This is a genomic window from Martelella sp. FLE1502, from assembly GCF_053484255.1.
In genome coordinates this window covers 134657-155068 of sequence record NZ_JBAKFQ010000005.1, presented here as the reverse complement: position 1 = coordinate 155068, position 20412 = coordinate 134657, and the positions used below count along the sequence as shown (strand labels likewise).

Sequence of the window (20412 nt, the reverse complement as noted above, 5' to 3'; positions counted from 1 at the left end):
CTATAAAACCCGCACTCTCGATTGAAAGGGCGATCCCATGATACCTGTCGACGATCTCGTTGGAATGAAGGTTCTGATAACGGGCGCAAGCTCCGGCATTGGCGCTGCGGCCGCAGTCGCCTTTTCTCGCTCCGGGGCCGAGGTGTGCCTGCACTATTACAGCGGCAAGGAAGCCGCCGAAACGCTGGCGGCGGAGCTGAGAGCGGCTGGCGGCAAGGCCCATGTGGTCGGCGGCGATGTTTCGCGGGCGCCGGATACCGAGCGGATCGTGAAGGAAGCGGCGGAGCTGATGGGCGGGCTCGATTGCCTTGTCAACAATGCCGGTGCGATCGGCCGGGTCGCGGTCTCCGATTTCGACGAGGGGGTCTATGAGCAGGTCTTCGATCTCAATACCCGGTCGATCCTCAGAATGGTGCGCCACGCCGCACCCTTGCTCAGGGAAAGCGATCGCGCCTCGATCATCAATCTCGGCTCCATCGCCGCGCGCCATGGCGGCAACAAGGGATCGGGCGTTTATGCCGCGGCCAAGGCAGCCGTCCATTCTCTGACGCGCAGCCTTGCCAAGGAGCTCGCCGGCGACGGTATCCGCGTCAACGCGCTTGCGCCGGGCGTCATCGAGACGCCGTTTCACGACGAGACGCCGCATGCGGCCATGAACGCGGCGCTGAACGCGATCCCGCTCGGCCGCCTCGGTACGGCGGAGGATTGCGCCTGGAGCTTCGTGTTCCTGGCCTCGCCGACCATGGCCGGCTTTATCACCGGCCAGATCATCGACATCAATGGCGGGCAATATATGCCCTGACCGGCGGCCAGCTGCCGGTTGGCCGATCAGGCGCTTTTGACGAAGCGCTGGTTGCGTTCCATCAGGAGGCCCCAGTTCTGGGCCGAGGCGAGGTGGAGCGCAATGGCGTCCGTCCAGCCCTTTTCCGTCCATTGCTTCAGGGTTCTTGCCGGCAGCGCGCGGTAGCGCTCGATATCGATGACGCTGAAGCCGTCGAGGCGGTAGCGCGACTTGTCCGGGAAATCCATGTCGACATGGCGGGCGACGAGGATATCCGCCTCGGAAATCGCCTTCAGGAAGGCGGTGTCCTGCGCGCGGTGCTGGTGATAGGCCTCGCACAGATGCAGCATCGGCTCGACCGCCTTGCTGGCGGTGCCATCCTCGTTGAAGATCGGCGCGGCATCCGGCGCATCGGCAAGCGGCCTGATCCGGCCGCTCTCGCTGTCATAGGCAAGGTAGCGGGTATCCTGGTCCGGCGACTGCACCAGAATGAAGGGATAGCGGCGGATATAGGCCGGAATGTAGGTGTGCGCCGCCCAGGCGCCGTCTTCCTCGAGCATCAGGTTGCGACCCTGCTTCAGCCCGACGATCGCTACCGGAGAGGGCTCTTTTCCGCCGACGAACACGATCGGATAATGCCGGATCGAGGGCATGAATTCGCTGACCGAAAGCGGGATTGCCGTGGCCTCGGCCGTGAAGGAAAAATCCTGGCTGCCGACAAGCCCCATCGCCTTGTGGTCCTCGAAGCGCAGCACCTGCGGCTTCCTGTAGAAAAGCGGCAACTGGGTTTGGGTGGTCATTGAATTATGGTCTCCTCTCGGCCCTGTCCGGTATGACGTACCGCTCTCTTACATGGGTTGCCGGAACGGAACAATCGCTGATCTCTTCTCGATTCGTCTTGCCTGAGTTGCAGGCTATAATTTCTTTTACCTCTGGTTGACATTACAAGCGGAGATTGAGAAAGTTAACTACTTGTTAATCTGACGAGTGACTGGAGAGGGACAATGAAATATCTGACATGTGTCGTGCTGGGCGCGGCCGCGCTTGCGGCTGGCTGCGGCAACAATGGCAATGACGGCATCGCGACCAACGCGCTTGGCTATTACGGGGACGTGAACTGGGACACGGGCCGGATCGACGGGTCGGGGACGGCGGAGGCCGGCATTCGTGTCAACGACGATGACAGCGTGACCGTTCAGATCAATGAGGGGCCCTATTCCGGGGAAACCACAACATTTTATTACGATGGCGACGGCGTTTATTATTCCGACGATGCCGATGCCTATCTGCAGCTCGGCTATTTCGACAATCCGAACGTCAAGGATGGTCCGGTGGTGGCCCTGATCGACGTTAATGACAACGACGAAGAGCTAACCCTGATGGCGCTCCGCTCGAGCAACGACATGACGGCCGAATCCGACATGCCGCTCTCGGGCTTTGCGACCTATACCGGCAGCCATCTGGGCGGGGCGACGATCCCTGGCCAGTATCTCGATTATATCGAGGGCGGCTTCCAGGCCAATGTCGATTTCGGCGCCGGTCAGCTTGCCGGCGCGATGCAAAGCGATCTCGGCGATATCACCTTCGATGCCACCATTTCCGGGGCCGAGTTCAATTCGAACGCCAATTCGATCGCGATCGGCAATGATTACGGCGTCATCAACCAGGGGGCTTCCGCCGTCGAGGGCGGTTTCTACGGCGCTGGCGCTGCCGGCATGGCGGGGACCTATAAGCTGAACGGCCAGGGGTCGCTGGATGGCGCAGGCGCCGTCGGCGCCTTCGTCGCCGACCGGAACTGACCGTCGCCATGGTGATCGCGGGTCGCTTTCGGCCCGCGGTCATTCATCGGGAGATATCCCGGTCAATGGAGCGGTCGCCTTCCGCAAGTGTGCGGGTCCGTTCTAAGCATGTAATTCAAGCCTTTTCGCAGACCTCGGGCAAACCTATCCGGTCGCGAAACGCAGCGGTACAGAGTTCGCGGTCATCGAATGCAGTTCGCACGTCTCATTCTCCGCCTGAAACGCATGGCGGCTTCGGCCGCCGTGGCGCTGGTCATCGGCCTTTCGGGCGGCGCGGCGTTGGCCGACAACCCGTTTCCCGAGATCAAGATGCTGATCGAGTCTGGCCAGTATGACCAGGCGATGGCGCTCTCGGCGCATCTGACCCGGGATCCGGAAATGTCCGCCCTGTCGCAGAAGTTTACCTATGCGCTGATCCTGAAGCGCCAGGGCAAGCTGAAACAGGCAGCGGGGATCATGCGCGCGATCCTCGCGGAAAAGCCGAACCTGTCGCGGGTGCGTCAGGAGCTTGCCCATACGCTTTCCCTGATGGGCGAGAAGAAGGCCGCGATCTACCATTTCTCGATTCTCGCCGACAATGCGCCGAGCGAATCGCTGCGCTCCTTCTACGAGGATTTCATCGACCGCGTGAACCTCGATCGGCCATGGACGCTCGGCGGCTATGTGGCGATTGCCCCCAGCACCAACATCTCGAATTCGACCGATGAGGACCTCGTTCATATCGGCGGCATTCCGCTTGTGCCCGGCGAAAAGGCCGAAAGCGGCGTCGGGCTGAACTATGGCGTGAACGGCACCTATACGTTCGAACTGGTTGACGATCTCTCGTTGACCTTTGGCGGCTCGGTCACCGGCCTTGCCTATAAGGAAACCGTCTATAACCAGACTCAGTTCGGCGGCTTCTCGCAGCTTTCCTGGCGCATGGACCCCTGGATATTCAGCGGCGGCATCGCGGCGGAGCGGGTGCTCTTGGGCAATGAGCCTTATCGCGTGGGCTATGGTCCGGTGTTTTCCGTGCGCCGGTCGTTCGGGGCTTTCGGCGTCACCTCGGCCAGTGTTTCCTATCAGTGGCTGGATTATGATGAGGTCGATGCCTTTGACGGCTATCAGGTCGGCTTCAGCCTCAACCACCGCTATGCGCTGACGGCGGCGAGCAGCATTCGCGTCGGCGGCGGCTATAATTATGTCCATGCCGAAAACGACATCAATTCTTATGATGGCTACAATCTGAACGCCAAATATGCGCGCGAATGGTCGGGCGGCATCCTCACCGATATCGCGGTTTCGGGTACGCTTCGCGATTATGTCGGCGTCTTTCCGCTGATGACCGAGCCGCGTCTCGACCGGCGCATCGATATCGAAGTCGGCGCGACCTTCCGCACGCTGGCGATGAAGGGCTTCGCGCCGCGGCTGGAATACGCCTATTCGCAGAACTTCTCGAATGTCGAGCTCTATGATTACAACAAGAGCACGGTCTCGCTGTTCGTGACCAAGCAGTTTTAGGGCTCAACCCGACCGCTGTGTAGCGGCCTGCAGGAACTCGACCTCGCGCCCCGGCCGGATGATGGCGGCGGTCAGCCGACCCTTGGCATAGGCGCCGGTATCGATCGAGATCACGCCGTTCGCTATGATTGGACGGTCGACCACGGTATGGCCGTGGACGATCCATGTGCCGTCCTCGCGTGGCAGTTGCCCGAACGCCGGATGTCCCCAGGTCAGGTTGGCGGGGCGCTGGCTCTCCAGCGGCTTGCGCGGGTCGGCGCCGGCGTGGACCACGGCGACATTGCCGCTTTTCCAGAGCCGGGGCATTTCCTCCAGAAAGCCGGCCATGTCGCCGAGCTGTTGGAGCAGGGCATCTCGAACCACGGGAAAATTGCGGTCCGTCAGCGCATTGCCGAGGGAAATTTCCTTGAAGCTCTCAAGCGTCTGCAGCCCGCCATTGCGCAGCCAGCGCTCGGCCTTTTCTTCCGGCGCACGCAGAAAGTCGAGAAGCATTTCCTCGTGATTGCCCTTGAGACAGAGGATATCGCCGTCGCGGGTCTGGCGCTGGTGGAGCATCCGCAACACGCCGGCGGAATTCTCGCCGCGGTCGATATAATCGCCGACATGGATGATCTTCATACCGGGCGCGGCGGCGGCGATCTTGTCCCACAGCGCCGCGAGCGCATCGGCGCAACCGTGAATATCGCCGATCGCGGCGAAGCCCTCGTCCGGCGTCGGCAGGCCGCCGCGAAACGGCCGCGCGGGTTCCGCCCGGTTTTCGGGGGCAGGGCGGGTGAAGAGGCGTCGCAGTGATTTCATGGTCGGGACGTCTCCTGCCAAGGCCAGACGGCGTGGTCGCGGGCGAGCCGCGAATATGCACTCACGCTAACAGAGAGCGGGGCCGCCGCGCAAGAAACCCGTTTCAGGTCCGGCCGCGCCGACGCCGCGCCGGGTTTGCTATGGCTATTCCGGCTGCCCGTAATAGGCGGTCGCGCCGTGCTTGCGCAGGAAGTGCTTGTCGAGCAGTTCCTGTTCGATCGGCTTCAGGCCCGGCTCAAGCTGAAGCGACATCAGCGCCATATCTGCGATGCATTCCACCGCGACGGCGACCTCGACGGCCTTGGCGACGGTCTTGCCCCAGGTGAACGGCGCGTGGCGGTTGACGAGCACGGCCGGAAAATCGAGCGGATCGAGGTTCTTGAACCGCTCGATGATGACATTGCCGGTTTCCCACTCATAGGCGGATGCGATCTCCTCCGGCGTCATCTTCCGGGTCACCGGTATCTCGCCATAGAAATAATCCGCATGGGTGGTGCCGAAATTGGGGATGGCGCGGCCGGCCTGGGCGAAGGCGGTGGCGCGGGTGGAATGGGTATGGACCACGCCGCCGATCTCCTCGAAGGCCAGAAACAGACGGCGGTGCGTAGGCGTATCGGAGGAGGGGCGCATATTGCCCTCCACGATCTTCCCCTCGAAATCCACGATCACCATGTTCTCGGGCGCGAGATCGGCATAATCGACCCCGCTTGGCTTGATTGCGAACACGGCCCTGTCGCGGTCCACCGCGCTGGCATTGCCGAAGGTGAGGTTGATCAGCCCCTGTTTCGGAAGCGCGATATTGGCCTCATAGGCCTCGCGCCGGATTTCCTTGTACATGGCTTTCTCCTCAAGCCTTGATGCCGAGGCCGAGATGCCAGTAGATCTCGTTGTTTCTGAGATCCTGCTTGAACCGGTCGAGGCGGGTGTCGTCATTGATGACGGCAAGCTCGATGCCGGCCATGGTGGCGAAATCCTCCAGCATTTCGGTGGTCACATCGTTGGAATAGGCGGTGTGGTGGGCGCCGCCGGCGAGAATCCAGGCGGAAAGCGCGGTCTTGAAGTCCGGCTTGCATTCCCACACGGCGCGCGCGACCGGCAGTTTCGGCAGGTCGGGGTGCTCGACCGAGGTCACCTCGTTGACCAACAGGCGGAAGCGGTTGCCCATATCCATCAGGCTGGCGTTGAGCGCCGGACCGAGCTTCGCGTTGAACACCATGCGCACCGGATCGGCCTTGCCGCCGATGCCGAGCGGATGGATTTCGATCGCCGGCTTGCCGTCGGCGATCGACGGGCAGATTTCCAGCATGTGGGAGCCGAGCACCTGCTCGTGGCCGGGGGCCATGTGGTAGGTATAGTCCTCCATGAACGAGGTCGACCCGCTCATGCCGTGGCCCATCACCTTCAGCGCGCGCACCAGCGCCACCGTCTTCCAGTCGCCCTCGCCGGCAAAGCCGTAACCGGCCGCCATCACCCGCTGGGTCGCCATGCCCGGCAGGGTTTCCATGCCGTGCAGGTCCTCGAACGTGTCGGTAAAGCCCTTGAAGCCACCGGCCTCGAGGAAGGTCTTGAGGCCGAGTTCCTGGCGCGCGGCGTTCAGCAGGCTGTCATGGCGATCACCGCCCTTTTTCAGAACGTCAGCGACATTGTATTCGTTCTCATAACTTGCCGCGAGATCGGCGACATCGCTGTCGGAGAGCGTGTTCATCACGTCGACGAGATCCATGATGCCGTAACCGTTGACCGAGAAGCCGAGCTTCATTTCGGCTGCGACCTTGTCGCCTTCGGTGACGGCAACCTCGCGCATATTGTCGCCGAAGCGGCAGAACCGGCCGCCCTGCCAGTCGTCCCAGGCGCGGGCGGCGCGCATCCAGGCGTCGATGCGGGCGTGCACTTCCGGGTCGCTCCAGTGGCCCGCGACCACCTTGCGGCCGAGCCGCATGCGGGTGTGGATGAAGCCCGCCTCGCGGTCGCCATGGGCGGCCTGGTTCAGGTTCATGTAGTCCATGTCGATCGTATCCCACGGCAGGTCGCGGGCATATTGGGTGTGGAAGTGCAGGAAAGGTTTGTTGAGCAGGTTGAGCCCGCGGATCCACATCTTCGACGGCGAGAAGGTGTGCATCCACAGGATCAGGCCGCCGCATTCGGGATCGGAATTGGCGCGCACCGCCAGTTCGGTCGCCTCCGCCGGGCTCTTGACCACGGGCTGCGGCACGATTTCGAGCGGCAGATTGCCATCCGTCGACAGCGCGGTGGCGATCTCGGTGAATTGCGCGTCGACCTGGGCGAGCGTTTCGGGGCCATAGAGATGCTGCGAGCCGCAGACGAACCAGATTTTCAGTGGTTTGAGGCCGATCATGTTTATCCTCCGGAATGTGAGCGCGTCGGAGGATTGTCGTTTTCCGTCCTGACGCGCGTGAAGCAAGTGTGTGGCGGTTTCGCGCCCTGTTATGCGGCGCGAACCCTGTCGCGGATCTCGATCAGGTCCTTCATGACCTTCGACAGGTCGGAATCGCGGGTAATCCCGCCGAAACCGTCATGCAGGGTCAGGTAGAGACCATAGAGCTCCTCATAAACCGCGACGTTTTCGGGTATCGGGTCGTAGCGGATGTCCTTCAGCCCGGTCATCGCCCGCGTGGTCGCCTTGATATTCCCATGGGCGCCGGCGACGGAGGCGGCGGCCACGGCCGCACCCAGCGCGCAGGTCTGGGCCGAACGGGTCACAAGCATCGTCCGGTTCATGACGTCGGCATAGGTCTGCATCAGCATCGGGTTCTTCTCGGCGATGCCCCCGGCGCAGACCACCTTGTCGATCGGCACGCCGTAATCGGTCATGCGCTCGACGATGGCGCGCGCGCCGAAGGCTGTGGCCTCCACCAGCGCGCGGTAGATCTCGGCGCGGGTCGAATAGAGCGTCTGGCCAAGGATCAGGCCCGTGAGGCGCTGGTCGACCAGAATGGTGCGGTTGCCATTGTTCCAGTCGAGCGCCAGAAGCCCGCTCTGCCCGGCCTTCATGCCCGCCGCCTCGCGCGAAAGCTCCTCATGCAGCGCCTGGCCGCCCTGGCAGACACGTTCGACCCACCATTTGAAGATGTCGCCGACGGCGGACTGCCCCGCCTCGATACCGAAAAAGCCCGGCAGGATCGAGCCCTCGACAATGCCGCAAAGCCCGGGGATTGTGTCCGATTTCGACAGATCGACGATCGCGCAGTCGCAGGTGGAGGTGCCGATGACCTTGACCAGCATGCCTTCCTCGATGCCGCAGCCGATCGAGCCGAGATGGTTGTCGAAGGCGCCGGTGGCGATCGCGATGCCTTCCGGCAGGCCGAGCTTCTCGGCCCATTCGGCGCATAGCGTGCCGGCGGGCACCGAGATGTCCTGCGCGGTATCGTAAAGCCGGTCGCGCAGGTCGGCGATCGCGGGGTCCAGCATGCCCAGGAATTCCTTGTCCGGCAGGCCGCCCCATTTGGGATTGTAAAGCCCCTTGTGACCGGCCGCGCAGACGCCGCGCTTGATATCGGCGGGGGCTTTTACCCCGGCCAGCACGGAGGGGATCCAGTCGGCAAGCTCGACCCAGGAGGCGGCCGCATCGAACACGGCGCGATCGACATTCAGGCAGTGCCAGATCTTCGACCACCACCATTCCGATGAATAGGTATCGCCGACCATGGCGAGATAATGTGGCCGTTCCGCCTTGCCGAGCGCGGTGATCTTCTCCGCCTCGCGCCAGCTCGTATGATCCTTCCACAGCCAGCAATGGGCGTTGAGATTGTCGGCAAATTCCGGGTCCATCGCCAGCGCGCCGTTCTCGGCGTTCACCGGCAGCGGGCTGGAGCCGGTGGTGTCCACGCCGATTCCGATCACCTTCGCGGCATCGAACTTTTCATGCCGGGCCGCCTGTTCCAGCGCGCCGCGAACGCTCGCTTCCAGCCCCTGCAGATAATCGGCGGGGCTCTGGCGCGCCAGCAGCGGATCATCGGCGTCGAGCATTACGCCCTGATCGCCGCTTGGATAATCGAAGACATGGGTGCCGTATTCAAACCCGTCATCGCAACCGACGACCAGAGCGCGCACCGAGTTTGTGCCGTAATCGATACCTATGGAGAACATGGGTGCCTCGCCTAAACCATTCACTTATTCGCGGGTCCCCGGCAGGCCGGAGACTGTGCTGTTGTTTTCATTGTGCTGTTGCCCGCTCCGTGGTCAAGCGCAGCAAGCCTTTCTGCAGCAGGATGAACAGGAGCAGAAGAATACCGATGGCGATCTTGGTCCACCAGCTCGACAACGTCCCGTCGAAGACGATGTAGGTCTGGATCAGGCCCATGGTCAGCACGCCGAACAGCGTGCCGAACACATAGCCCGCCCCGCCCGTCAGAAGCGTGCCGCCGATGACCACTGTCGCAATCGCGGTCAGCTCCGTGCCGACGGTTGCGAGCGGATAGCCGGAGCCGGTGTAGATCGCGAACACGATGCCCGAGAGCCCCGCCATGAAGCCGGAAAAGGCATAGATCGACACCGTGGTGTGCCCGATCCGCGAGCCCATCAGCCGCGCGGTCTGTTCGCCGCCGCCAAGCGCGAACACATTGGCGCCGAACCTTGTCTTGTGGGCGACCAGATGGCCGGCGACAAAGGACAGCAGCATGACGATGCCGATCAGCGTCAGCCGGCCCTTGCCGGGCATCACCCAGTAGGTCTTCTGCAGCATGTTGAAGAATTCATTGTCGATCGGCACGGAATCGATGGTCAGCATATAGGCGACGCCGCGCGCCAGGAACATGCCGGCCAGCGTGACGATGAAGGCCGGCATGCCGAGCGTGTAGATCAGCCAGCCCATCGCCGCGCCGAAGGCCGTGGTAATGGCGAGAAGCAGCGCGAACACGACGAGCGGATGAAGCCCGGTATCTCGCAGCAGAACCGAGATGAACACGCCCGAAAACGCGATCACCGAGCCGACCGAAAGATCGATGCCGCCCGACAGGATCACCACCGTCATGCCGACGGCGACGATGCCGAGATAGGCATTGTCCGTGAGCAAATTGCCCACCACCCGCGTCGACAGCATGAACGGGAACTGGATGTAGCAGATCGCATAGGCGACGATGAAGATCGCGATCGTCGCGTAGAGCGGATAGAGGCGCGGATTTCTCATTCTCCCGCCTCCTGTGCGGTTTTGCGGGCAAGCAGTTTCTGCCGCAGATATTTCAGGTCGCCGGTAATGTTGGGCGATTGCAGAACCAGGATGAAGATCACCAGCACCGCCTTGATCACCAGATTGTATTCCGAGGGGAAGCCCGCGAGCAGAATGCCGGTGTCGATGGTCTGGATGATCATCGCGCCGATCACCGCCGCCGAGATCGAAAACCGTCCGCCCATCAGCGAGTTGCCGCCGACGACCGTCGCGAGCACCGCGTCAAGCTCGAGCCAGAGCCCGGCATTGTTGGCGTCGGCGCCGCGGATATCGGCGGTGATGATGATGCCGGCAAGCGCCGCGCAGAAGCCGGAGGCCATGTAGACCGCGATCAGCAGGACGCGGGCATTGATGCCGGCCAGCGCGCTTGCCCGCCGGTTGACGCCGATCGCCTCGATCAGAAGCCCGAGCGCGGTGCGCCGCACCAGCAGGATCGCAAGCGCCGCCGTCAGCACCCAGATCCACACGGGCACCGGAATGCCGAGCAAGGAACCGGAGCCGAGAAAGGCAAAGCCCGGCAGGTTGAAGGTGAGAATCCGCCCCTCGGTGATGAGCTGGGCGATGCCGCGCCCGGAGATCATCAGGATCAGCGTGGCGACGATCGGCTGTATGCCGATGAAGGCGACCAGCACGCCGTTGAACAGGCCCGCCGCTAGCCCGGCGATAACGGCCATGGCAATGGCTGCCACAAGGCCGTAGCCCGCGCCGATCGTGGCGGCGGCCATCGCGCCGGTAATCGCGATCACCGTGCCGACCGAAAGGTCGATGCCGCGGGTGGCGACCACCAGCGTCATGCCGATCGCGAGCAGCGCAACCGGCGCGCCGCGCTTCAGAACGTCGATCACCGGCCCGACGAAGCGGCCGGACGAATACTCGACCTGCAGGAAACTCGGGAAAAACAGGCTGACGAGGGCCACCAGAACCGCGAGCGTGATCAGTTGCGGGACGACGCGTTTCAGTCCGGCGGGCATTACACGGCCTCCGTCTTCTTGGAGGAGGCGATCGTCTTGACGATGTTGTCGGTGGCGATCTCCGCGCCGGTCAGTTCGGCCACATGGCGGCGGTCGCGCACGACGATCACGCGGTCGGAAACCGCGATCAGTTCGTCAAGCTCGGATGAGATGATCAGGATCGCCATGCCCTCCTCGGTAATGGTCTGGATCAGGTGCAGGATTTCCGCGTGCGCCCCGACATCGATGCCGCGCGTCGGCTCGTCGAGGATCAGGAAGCGCGGGTTCATCGCCAGCCAGCGGGCAAGCACCACCTTCTGCTGGTTGCCGCCGGAGAGTTCGCCGATCGGCTTTTCAGCGCTGGAGGTGCGGATATCGAGCTTCTTGATATAGTCTGCGGCCAGCCTGTCCTGCTCCGCGCGGCTGATCGGGCGGGCCCAGCCGCGCCGCGCTTGCAGCGCCAGCGCGATATTCTCGCGCACCGAAAGATCGGCGATGATGCCGTCGGTCTTGCGATCCTCCGGCGCAAAGCCGAAGCCGGCCGCGATCGCGTCGCGCGGATTGGCGATCGAAATCTTGCCGTTGTCGTCGGAAATCGAACCGGACTGGGCGCTGCGCACGCCGAAGATCAGTTCCGCGGTTTCGGTGCGGCCGGAACCGAGCAGCCCGGCCAGCCCGACCACCTCGCCGCGATGGATGTCGAGATCGAAGGGTTCGATGAAATTGCGCTTGCCGAACTCGCGGACCTTGATCAGCGGTTCGCTGCCGACCCGGCCTTCGGTGCCGCGGCGCTGGGCGTCGGCTTCGCTCTCGTCCAGTTCGCGGCCGAGCATATGGGAAATCAGCCGCACCCGGTCGAGCTCGGCGGTCTTTTCGGTGGCGATCTTGCAGCCATTGCGCAGCACCGTCACGCGGTCTGTGAGCGCGAAGACCTGATCCAGGAAGTGGGAAACGAAGATGATGCCGAGACCCTGATCGCGCAGCTTGCGCACCACGTCGAAAAGCATCTCGACCTCGCGGGCGTCGAGGCTTGCGGTCGGCTCGTCGAGGATCAGCACCTTGCCGGAAAGCGCCACCGCGCGGGCGATGGCGACGATCTGCTGGACGGCGACCGAATAGCTGCCGAGATCGCGGTTGACGTCGATGTCGAGCCCGTAGCCGGCGATCATCGCTTCGGCCTCGCGGCGCATTGCTCCGCCGTCGATGATACCGAAGCGGCGTGGTTCGCGGCCGAAGGTGAGGTTCTGCGCGACCGTGAGGTTCGCAAGCAGGTTCACCTCCTGATAGACCGTGCCGATGCCGAGGTCCTGTGCCTCCAGCGTGGAACGCGGGGAAATGGTCTGGCCTTCCAGGGTAATCGTGCCTTCGTCGCGGCTATAGGCGCCGGTCAGGCATTTGATCAGCGTGGATTTGCCGGCGCCGTTTTCGCCGAGCAGGGCATGCACTTCGCCGGCGGCAAGCTCGAAGCCGACATCGTCGAGCGCCTTCATGCCGACGAAGCTCTTGGTGAGGTTTTGAATTGTCAGAAGCATTTTCGAGCACCCTGGATCGATCGCGCGGCGCCTTTTGTCTTGTAAGCATTTCCGGCGGGCGAGGCGCCCGACCGAACTATGCTTCAGGCGTGCCGAGGCGGCCGGGACCCCGATGACCCCGGCCGCACCCGGGAGGATGGCTTAGTAGCCGAGGCTCTTGCGGCGCTCTGCCTCACCCGCAGGATCGTCAGCCTGGGTGTAGAGCTTCGATTCCGTCTGGATGAATTTCGGCGGCGTGGTGCCGTCGGCCCAGTAGGCTTCCAGAGCGTCGAAGGCGGGGCCCGCCATGTTCGGCGTCAGTTCCACCGTGGCGTTCGCCTCGCCGGCGGCCATGGCCTGGAAATAGTCCGGAACCGCGTCGATCGCGACGATCAGGATATCGGAACCGGGCTTCAGGCCGGCTTCCTTGATCGCCTGGATGGCGCCGACGGCCATATCATCGTTGTGCGCATAGAGCGCGCAGATGTCGGCGCCGCCGTTTTCGGCCTGCAGGAAGCTTTCCATGACTTCCTTGCCCTGCGAACGGGTGAAGTCGCCGGTCTGGCTGCGGACGATCTCGATGTTGGAATGGCCATCGATGGCATTGCGGAAGCCGGTGGCGCGGTCGATCGCCGGCGAGGAGCCGGTCGTGCCCTGAAGTTCCACGACGCGGCAATCCTTGTCGCCAACCGTGTCGACCAGCCAGCCGCCGGCCACTTCGCCCTCATGCACGAGGTTGGAGCCGACCGCCGTCAGATAGAGATCGTCGGAGCTGTCGACCTGGCGGTCGAGCAGGACGACCGGAATCTCGGCATCCTTGGCTTCTTCCAGCGCGCTGTCCCAGCCGGTGGCGACGACCGGGGCGAGCAGGATGGCGTCAACGCCCTGGGCCACGAAGGCGCGGATGGCGGCGATCTGGTTTTCCTGCTTCTGCTGGGCATCGGAGAATTTCAGGTCGATGCCGCGCTCTTCGGCCTGCTGCTTGGTGAGCGTGGTTTCAGCCGCGCGCCAGCCCGATTCGGAGCCGATCTGCGAAAAGCCGACGGTCTGGGCCGAGGCGGCGGCTGCCGTCATGGTGATGGCGGCGACGGTTGTAAGCAATAGAGACTTCATCTGTTATGTCCTCCCGTTAACAGAACGCGGCAAGGCTTTGCCGCAGATGCGGGCGGCGCTTATGAGCCACCCGGCAATACGCCGAGACATTCCGCACGGTCGGGGCATGTCCTCCCGCCACGACCGTTCGTCTTGCGGCAACCGGCAGGTTTCCCGGCCCGGCTTCCCGCAAAAAATGTCCTTGCGATGAGGGGAGTGTTGCAATTTACCGCTATAGGGACAAATGAATAATCGTGTTTCTGATATAGCAGAAATGGTATGGATATGACGTCAGACGGCGAGCGCTACAGCGGACAGGACGAATTCATCCGGCGCGGACTGCGGTTTTCGCAGATGCGGCTGATCGCTCTGCTCGACCGCAAGGGCCAGATATCATCGGCCGCCGCCCAGCTCGGCATGACCCAGTCGGCGGCCTCGCGGCTGCTCTCGGAACTGGAGCACACGGTCGGCGCCAAGCTCTATGAACGCCACGGCCGCGGCGTCGAACTGACCGAGGCGGGCCAGGCGATGGCCGAGCAGGCGCTGGTGATCCTCAACCAGCTCGATTACGCCCATCGCGAGATCGCGCAGATCGTCGAGGGCGCGCGCGGGCTGGTGCGCATGGGCGCGGTGACCGGCCCCTCGCTGCAACTGATCATGCCGGTGATCCGGCAGCTCAGGAGAGATTTTCCCGAGATCGAGGTTTCGGTGCAGGTCGATACCTCGGACAAGCTCGCGGAGGCGCTGTTTTCCCACGATGTCGATTTCTACATCGGTCGCCTGCCGGAGGATATGGACGCGAAATCCGTGACCATGCGGCCGCTCGGCGTCGAGCCGGTGACCATGATCGCGGGCGTGCACCATCCGCTCGCCGGCCGGGAGTCGATCTCGATCGGCGAGTGCCTGGACTATGACTGGGTGATGCAGCCGGTCGGCACGCCGCTGCGTCGCTCGGTCGAGGCGCATCTGATGGCCAACGGCTTCCAGCTTCCCCGCCATGTCCTGGTCACCACCTCACCGCTGCTCTCGCTCGCCATGATCGCGGAGACAGACGCGGTGACGCCGGTTGCGCGCCCGGTGGCGGACTTCTTTCATACCGGCGGCAAGCTCGGCGCGGCGATCTGCCAGCTGCCCGTGCGCGAGGGCATCGATGTCAGCGCCTACTCGATCATCCAGCGCGTTTCGGCGCTGCAGCCGCCGCCGGTCAAGCGCGTGCTGGCATTGATCGAACGCGAGATCGCGCTCCATCCCGACCAGTTTCCCGAAAGCGGCGCGCGGCGCCCGCAGAATTGATCTTAGTCAATGCGCGCTCCTGTGAGAGGGGCAGATTGAGGGCATTAATCCTGCACAAGGGAGCAAATAGCCATGTTTACGAAGATCATCGTTCCTGTCGATATTTCGACCCTCGACAAGGGCGCCGATATCTTCAGGAAAGCCGCCAGCCTTCTGGACGAAGGCGGGAAGATCATTCTCCTCCACGTGGTGGAGGAAGTGCCCTCTTACCTCGCGATCGACGTGCCGGCCGATCTCATCGAAAACGCCACCGACGAGGCGCAGGACAAGCTCGTGAAGCTGCGCGACGACACCGGCATTGATGCTGAGATCGAATTGCGCAGCGGCCCGCCGGCGCGCGAAATTCTTGCCTGCGCCAAGGAGCAGGGCGCGGACCTGATCATCATCGCCTCGCATCGGCCCGATTTCTCGAACTATCTGTTGGGATCGACCGCCGACAGGGTCGTGCGCCATGCCGTCTGCTCGGTGCTGGTGCGCAGATAATCATATCAATGAGGGCGTCCGGCCGTAAGGCTGGACAGCCGAGGAGAACAATCATGGACGTTGCACATTACAAGGCCGTGCTGGAAACGCGCCAGGCCGAAATCCTGAAACGGCTGCACCGGATCGACGACGATCTCGGCCGCACCCGCAATCCCGACAGCGCGGACCGGGCGACCGAAGCCGAAAACGACGAAGTGCTGGAGGAATTCGGCCATGTCGGCTCGGACGAGTTGAAGGCGCTGGACGCCGCCCTGCAACGCATCGAGGCCGGCACCTATGGCAAATGCGTGAAGTGCGGCAAGCCGATTTCGGAAGAGCGGCTGGAGGTTCTGCCGCAGACCCCGTTCTGCAAGAAATGCGCCGCCGCGCTTTGATCGGCCAAAGCAGCATCGCGCCCCACACCGCGCGATGCTGCGTTTTCTCCGGCCCTTAGGGGTTTGTGAAAAACAGGTTTCCACTTCCCCGCTCTTCGCACTATGCTTTCGGTCAACACAAAAGCAGGGAGGTGCGCATGAAGGGGTTCGTATTGGGGCTGGCGGCGGCATTGATGGTCGCCGGATCGGCTTTCGCTCAGGACGAACAGGTCAAGTATTCCGACGCGCCGACGGCGGATTGCCTCGCGGCGGCCGATACGGCGGATGCGATGCGCGCCTGTATCGGGCTTGCGACGGCAAAATGCGTCGATGCCTCGGACTATGGCTCGACCACCGTCGGCATGATGGAATGTACTGGCAAGGAAACCGACTTCTGGGACGCGAAGCTGAACGCGACCTACAAGGAACTGATGGCGCGCGCCGAAAAGTTCGACAAGATGAACGCGGACGATCCGCGCATCGTGGAAAAGATCGCGGACAGCCTGCGCGACATGCAGCGCGCCTGGATTCCCTTCCGCGACGCGACCTGCACCTTTCAGTATGCGCTCGGTATGGGCGGCACGATCGCCTCGACGCTGTCCTCGAACTGCCAGCTCGAGATGACGGCGGAGCAGTATATCTATCTCGCGACCGCGTGGCAGGAGAACTGAACCGCATGGACGGCGACGGCGCGGCGTTGTAAAGCCGGGTAATACCAAGAACCGATGATTAGGACCCATGCTGATACGCGATGCCGCGGAGGCCGATCTTCCGGCCATTCTCGAGATTTACAACGACGCCGTCATCAATTCGACCGCGATCTGGAACGAGATCGTGGTCGATCTCGACAACCGCAAGGCCTGGCTGGCCGCGCGCAGGGCCAAGGGCTTTCCGGTGCTGGTGGCCGAACGCGAGGGCGCGGTCCTCGGCTATGCGAGCTATGGCGACTGGCGGGCCTTTGACGGCTATCGCCACACCGTGGAACATTCCGTCTATGTCCGCGCCGATATGCGCGGCGGCGGCATCGGCCGGGCGCTGATGGAGGGCTTGCTCGCCTATGCGAAAAAGGCGGGCGTTCATGCAATGATCGCGGCCATCGAGGCCGGCAATACCGGCTCCATCGCGCTGCACGAAAAGCTCGGCTTCTTCCACACCGGCCGCTACCCCGAGGTCGGCACCAAGTTCGACCGCTGGCTCGACCTCGTCACCATGCAGTATCTGTTTGCGGAGTAGGGCATCAGGCCGGGAAAGGTTGAGACTGCTGGCCAAGCCGCGGCTTCAGCGTTTTGTCCCACAGAGCCCTCCCAACAGGCAGGGGTATCGCCTATGGCGTAGCAGCTTGCTCCCAATACTCTCTCCCGCTTGCGGGAGAGATGCCCCGACAGGGGCAGTGAGGGTGGCGCGGCGGATCAGATCGTGAGGGCGTTCGAGAGGAAAGACTCCCCCCTCACTGTCGCTTTCGCGACATCTCTCCCCTCCGGGGCGAGAAGATAGGGGGGCTATGCGGAAAAGTCATATGCGATACGCTTGCCCCAACAGGGGGCAAGCCCGAGCATGACGTGGGAGAGGGAAGGGATGAGCGTCACGCAGTCAGATCGCCCCCAGCGTCCTGCTGACGGCGTTTTTCCAGCCCTTGTAGAGGCGCTCGCGGGTGGCCTCGTCCATTGACGGGGTGAACTGGCGGTCGAGGGCCCAGATCTTCGAGAATTCCTCGCGGTCGGGATAAAGCCCGGCGCGGCTGCCGGCGAGCCAGGCAGCACCGAGCGTGGTGGTTTCGACCACTTTGGGTCGGTCCACGGGAACGCCAAGAATGTCGGAGAGGAACTGCATGGTCCAGTCATTGGCGCTCATGCCGCCATCGACGCGCAGGATATTGGCGCTGTCGGCGCTGCCCCAGTCATCCTGCATCGCTTCCAAGAGGTCGCGGGTCTGGTAGCCGACGCTCTGAAGCGCGGCGCGGGCGAATTCGGCGGGCCCGGAATTGCGGGTCAACCCGAAGATCGCGCCGCGGCTTTCGGCATCCCAATAGGGCGCGCCGAGCCCGGTGAAGGCCGGCACCATGTAGAGCGTCTGTTTCGCATCGGCGGATTTCGCCAGCGCATCGGTCTCGCGCGCATGGCGGATCACCTTCAGCCCGTCGCGCAGCCACTGCACCACCGCGCCGGCGATGAAGATCGAGCCTTCCAGCGCATAGGTGGGCTTACCGTCGAACTGGTAGGCGATCGTTGTCAGCATGCGGTTTTTGCTGGCAACCATCCGCTCGCCGGTGTTGAGCAGCGCGAAGCAGCCGGTGCCATAGGTGGATTTCAGCATGCCGGGCTGAAAGCAGGCCTGGCCGATCGTTGCCGCCTGCTGGTCGCCGGCAACGCCGTAGATCGGAATTTCGCGGCCGAACAGATCGGCCCGGGTCATACCGAAATCGGCGGCGCAATCCTTCACTTCCGGCAGGATCGCCTGCGGGATGTTCAAAAGCTTGCAGATATCGGCATCCCATTCGCCCTTCTCGATATTGTAGAGCATGGTGCGGGCCGCGTTGGTGGCGTCCGTCACGTGGGAGCGCCCGCCGGTGAGCCGCCAGATCAGATAGGTGTCGACCGTGCCGAAGGCGAGCTTGCCGTCTTCCGCCTGCTGCCGTGCGCCGTCGACATTGTCGAGCAGCCAGGCAAGCTTGGTGGCGGAGAAATAGGGGTCGAGCAGCAGGCCCGTGGCCGCTGTGATGAACTTCTCATGGCCATCCTCGCGCAGTTTCGCGCATCGATCTGCGGTGCGCCGGTCCTGCCAGACGATGGCGTTGTGGATCGGCCGCCCGGTCTCGCGGTCCCAGACGATCACGGTCTCGCGCTGGTTGGCGATGCCGATCGCGGCGATATCGGAGGTCGCGACCTCGGCGCGCTCGACCGCCTCGCGGCAGGTGGCGGCGACCGTCGACCAGATGTCGGCGGGATCGTGCTCGACATGGCCCGAGGCCGGATAATGCTGGGGGAATTCCTCCTGGGCGGAGGCCACGATCTTCATCTGATCATCGAAGATGATGGCGCGGCTCGATGTCGTGCCCTGGTCGATCGCCAGAATATGGCCCATGGGTTTCTCCTCCCCGTCTTGTTGTCAGTGCGCCGCCTTCAGCCAGTCGTCCAGCGCGGCGATTTCATCCGCGCTCATCCTAAGGCCGCATTTGGTGCGGCGATAGACGATATCCTCCGCCGTCTGCGCAAATTCCTTCTCCACCAGCCAGCGCACCTCCGCCTCGTAGAGCCCGCCGCCGAAGTCGCGTCCGAGATCGGCGGGCGTTTTTGCCGCGCCGAGCATATCCCAGCACTCGCTGCCATAGCTGCGAATCAGACGAAGCGCCGCGGCATGGTCGAGGAAGGGATAATCGCGCACGAGCCTGTCCGGCATGGCCGCTGTGTCGGCCACCGGAAAGTCGCCGCCAGGCAGGGTCGATGCCGCTGTCCAGTCGCCGCCCGCCTGTGGAAAATAAGGGGACAGCTTGTGGATAACCGCTTCGGCGAGTTTCCGGTGCGTGGTGATCTTGCCGCCGAAGACGCTCAACAGCGGCGCGCCCTCCTTGCGCAGCGAGAGGACATAATCGCGGGTGGCGGCGGTGGCGGATGATGCGCCGTCATCGTAAAGCGGGCGCACGCCTGAATAGGTCCAGACGATGTCGTCGGTCGTCACAGGCGTTTCGAAATATTCCGAGGCGAAGCGGCAGAGATAGTCCGCTTCCTCGGGCGTGCATTTGGCTTCGCTCGCCGGTCCATGATGGTCCTGATCGGTGGTGCCGATCAGGGTGAAATCCTGCTCATAGGGAATGGCGAAGATGATCCGGCCGTCCGAGCCCTGGAAAAAGTAGCAGCGATCATGGTCATAGAGCTTGCGGGTGACGATATGGCTTCCGCGCACAAGCCGCACCTTTTCCTTCGTGTCGATGCCGAGCGTGCCCTTCAGCATGTCGGCGACCCACGGCCCGCCGGCATTCACCAGCGCGCGGGCATGGATGGGCGGCAGCAGGCCTTCGGCGCTTTCCAGCGAGACCTTCCACAGCGTCTTCCCGTCCGAACCCTGCACCTGCTCGGCCCCAGTCACCCGCGTGCGGGTCATGATGTTCGCGCCGCGCGTGGCCGCATCGCGCGCCATCAGCGAGACGAGGCGGGCATCCTGCACCCAGCAGTCGGAATATTCGAATGCGCGCCGATATTCGCTTTTGAGCGGTTTGCCGGCCTCGTCGCGCGAAAGATCGAGTGCCTTGGTGGCGGGCAGGATCTTGCGGCCGCCGAGATGGTCGTAGAGGAACAGGCCGAGCCGCACCAGCCACCAGGGGCGCAGGCCCTTGTGGTGCGGCAGCACGAAGCGCATCGGCCACGAGATATGCGGCATCGCCTTCAGCAGCACCTCGCGCTCGATCAGCGCCTCGCGCACCAGCCGGAATTCGTAATATTCGAGATATCGCAGCCCGCCATGAAAGAGCTTGGTCGAGGCGGAGGAGGTGGCAGAGGCGAGGTCGTTCATCTCGGCGAGCGCCACCGTCAGGCCGCGGCCCGCGGCATCACGCGCCACGCCGACGCCGTTGACGCCGCCGCCGATAACGAAAATGTCGACAGATTCTGACATGCGCGCTCCCGCTTTTCAACGATGCAAGCATGCGCGGGTGCGTTCGTTTTGTCAAAGAA

General features: G+C 63.3%; 19 protein-coding genes. 8 read left to right on the top strand and 11 right to left on the bottom strand.

The window, feature by feature from the left end:
* The first annotated feature begins 37 nt into the window (after positions 1 to 37).
* A complete protein-coding gene (locus tag V6767_RS06730) occupies positions 38 to 802 on the top strand; it encodes an SDR family NAD(P)-dependent oxidoreductase (RefSeq protein WP_448472749.1) in 765 nt (254 codons plus the stop codon).
* A gap of 26 nt (positions 803 to 828) precedes the next feature.
* Here V6767_RS06730 and V6767_RS06725 read toward each other — a convergent pair whose 3' ends face one another.
* A complete protein-coding gene (locus V6767_RS06725; RefSeq protein WP_448472748.1) occupies positions 829 to 1581 on the bottom strand; it encodes a SapC family protein in 753 nt (250 codons plus the stop codon).
* 204 nt (positions 1582 to 1785) lie between these two features.
* On the opposite strand from V6767_RS06725, the gene V6767_RS06720 reads away from it, so the two are divergent.
* Both V6767_RS06720 and V6767_RS06715 read left to right on the top strand, forming a co-directional pair.
* Positions 1786 to 2580, top strand: a complete 795-nt coding sequence (locus V6767_RS06720) for a transferrin-binding protein-like solute binding protein (protein WP_448472747.1) — start codon at positions 1786 to 1788, stop codon at positions 2578 to 2580.
* Between the two features lie 189 nt (positions 2581 to 2769).
* Positions 2770 to 4080: a surface lipoprotein assembly modifier gene (locus V6767_RS06715; protein WP_448472746.1), complete on the top strand. Its 1311-nt coding sequence runs from the start codon at positions 2770 to 2772 to the stop codon at positions 4078 to 4080.
* 3 nt (positions 4081 to 4083) lie between these two features.
* Here the strand turns inward: V6767_RS06715 and V6767_RS06710 are convergent, their stop codons facing one another.
* The 8 genes from V6767_RS06710 to ytfQ all read right to left on the bottom strand — a co-directional run bounded on the left by V6767_RS06710 (position 4084) and on the right by ytfQ (position 13637).
* The gene (locus V6767_RS06710; protein ID WP_448472745.1) at positions 4084 to 4878 is read right to left on the bottom strand and encodes a metallophosphoesterase family protein; all 795 of its coding nucleotides are present in this window, start codon (positions 4876 to 4878) and stop codon (positions 4084 to 4086) included.
* A 144-nt stretch (positions 4879 to 5022) separates the two neighbouring features.
* Positions 5023 to 5715, bottom strand: a complete 693-nt coding sequence (araD, locus tag V6767_RS06705) for an L-ribulose-5-phosphate 4-epimerase AraD (RefSeq protein ID WP_448472744.1) — start codon at positions 5713 to 5715, stop codon at positions 5023 to 5025.
* A 10-nt stretch (positions 5716 to 5725) separates the two neighbouring features.
* A complete protein-coding gene (araA, locus tag V6767_RS06700; protein WP_448472743.1) occupies positions 5726 to 7234 on the bottom strand; it encodes an L-arabinose isomerase in 1509 nt (502 codons plus the stop codon).
* An 89-nt stretch (positions 7235 to 7323) separates the two neighbouring features.
* Positions 7324 to 8985 carry a ribulokinase gene (locus tag V6767_RS06695; protein ID WP_448472742.1) on the bottom strand — a complete coding sequence of 554 codons (1662 nt, stop codon included), beginning with the start codon at positions 8983 to 8985 and terminating at the stop codon, positions 7324 to 7326.
* Positions 8986 to 9052: 67 nt separating this feature from the next.
* A complete protein-coding gene (yjfF, locus tag V6767_RS06690; RefSeq protein WP_018064763.1) occupies positions 9053 to 10024 on the bottom strand; it encodes a galactofuranose ABC transporter, permease protein YjfF in 972 nt (323 codons plus the stop codon).
* The gene (locus V6767_RS06685) at positions 10021 to 11034 is read right to left on the bottom strand and encodes an ABC transporter permease (RefSeq protein ID WP_448472741.1); all 1014 of its coding nucleotides are present in this window, start codon (positions 11032 to 11034) and stop codon (positions 10021 to 10023) included. The genes yjfF and V6767_RS06685 overlap by 4 nt, the downstream gene beginning before the upstream one ends.
* Complete coding sequence (locus V6767_RS06680) at positions 11034 to 12545, bottom strand: sugar ABC transporter ATP-binding protein (RefSeq protein ID WP_448472740.1); 1512 nt, start codon at positions 12543 to 12545, stop codon at positions 11034 to 11036. The genes V6767_RS06685 and V6767_RS06680 overlap by 1 nt, the downstream gene beginning before the upstream one ends.
* 141 nt (positions 12546 to 12686) lie before the next feature.
* Entirely contained in the window at positions 12687 to 13637 is a 951-nt protein-coding gene (ytfQ, locus tag V6767_RS06675) for a galactofuranose ABC transporter, galactofuranose-binding protein YtfQ (RefSeq protein WP_448472739.1), read from the bottom strand.
* A 258-nt stretch (positions 13638 to 13895) separates the two neighbouring features.
* On the opposite strand from ytfQ, the gene V6767_RS06670 reads away from it, so the two are divergent.
* The 5 genes from V6767_RS06670 (at position 13896) to V6767_RS06650 (ending at position 16978) form a co-directional block, all read left to right on the top strand.
* A complete protein-coding gene (locus tag V6767_RS06670; protein WP_448472738.1) occupies positions 13896 to 14909 on the top strand; it encodes a LysR substrate-binding domain-containing protein in 1014 nt (337 codons plus the stop codon).
* A gap of 72 nt (positions 14910 to 14981) precedes the next feature.
* Positions 14982 to 15392, top strand: coding sequence for a universal stress protein (locus tag V6767_RS06665; protein ID WP_448430775.1), 411 nt, complete (start codon positions 14982 to 14984; stop codon positions 15390 to 15392).
* Between the two features lie 53 nt (positions 15393 to 15445).
* Positions 15446 to 15766 (top strand): TraR/DksA family transcriptional regulator, encoded by a 321-nt coding sequence (locus V6767_RS06660; protein ID WP_448472737.1) that lies wholly within the window; start codon positions 15446 to 15448, stop codon positions 15764 to 15766.
* 137 nt (positions 15767 to 15903) lie between these two features.
* Entirely contained in the window at positions 15904 to 16416 is a 513-nt protein-coding gene (locus tag V6767_RS06655) for a lysozyme inhibitor LprI family protein (RefSeq protein WP_448472736.1), read from the top strand.
* Positions 16417 to 16483: 67 nt separating this feature from the next.
* Positions 16484 to 16978, top strand: a complete 495-nt coding sequence (locus tag V6767_RS06650; RefSeq protein ID WP_448472735.1) for an N-acetyltransferase family protein — start codon at positions 16484 to 16486, stop codon at positions 16976 to 16978.
* A 357-nt stretch (positions 16979 to 17335) separates the two neighbouring features.
* On the opposite strand, the gene glpK is transcribed toward V6767_RS06650, so the two are convergent.
* Complete coding sequence (gene glpK, locus V6767_RS06645; protein ID WP_448472734.1) at positions 17336 to 18826, bottom strand: glycerol kinase GlpK; 1491 nt, start codon at positions 18824 to 18826, stop codon at positions 17336 to 17338.
* Positions 18827 to 18850: 24 nt separating this feature from the next.
* The gene (gene glpD, locus V6767_RS06640; protein WP_448472733.1) at positions 18851 to 20353 is read right to left on the bottom strand and encodes a glycerol-3-phosphate dehydrogenase; all 1503 of its coding nucleotides are present in this window, start codon (positions 20351 to 20353) and stop codon (positions 18851 to 18853) included.
* Between the last annotated feature and the right edge of the window lie 59 nt (positions 20354 to 20412).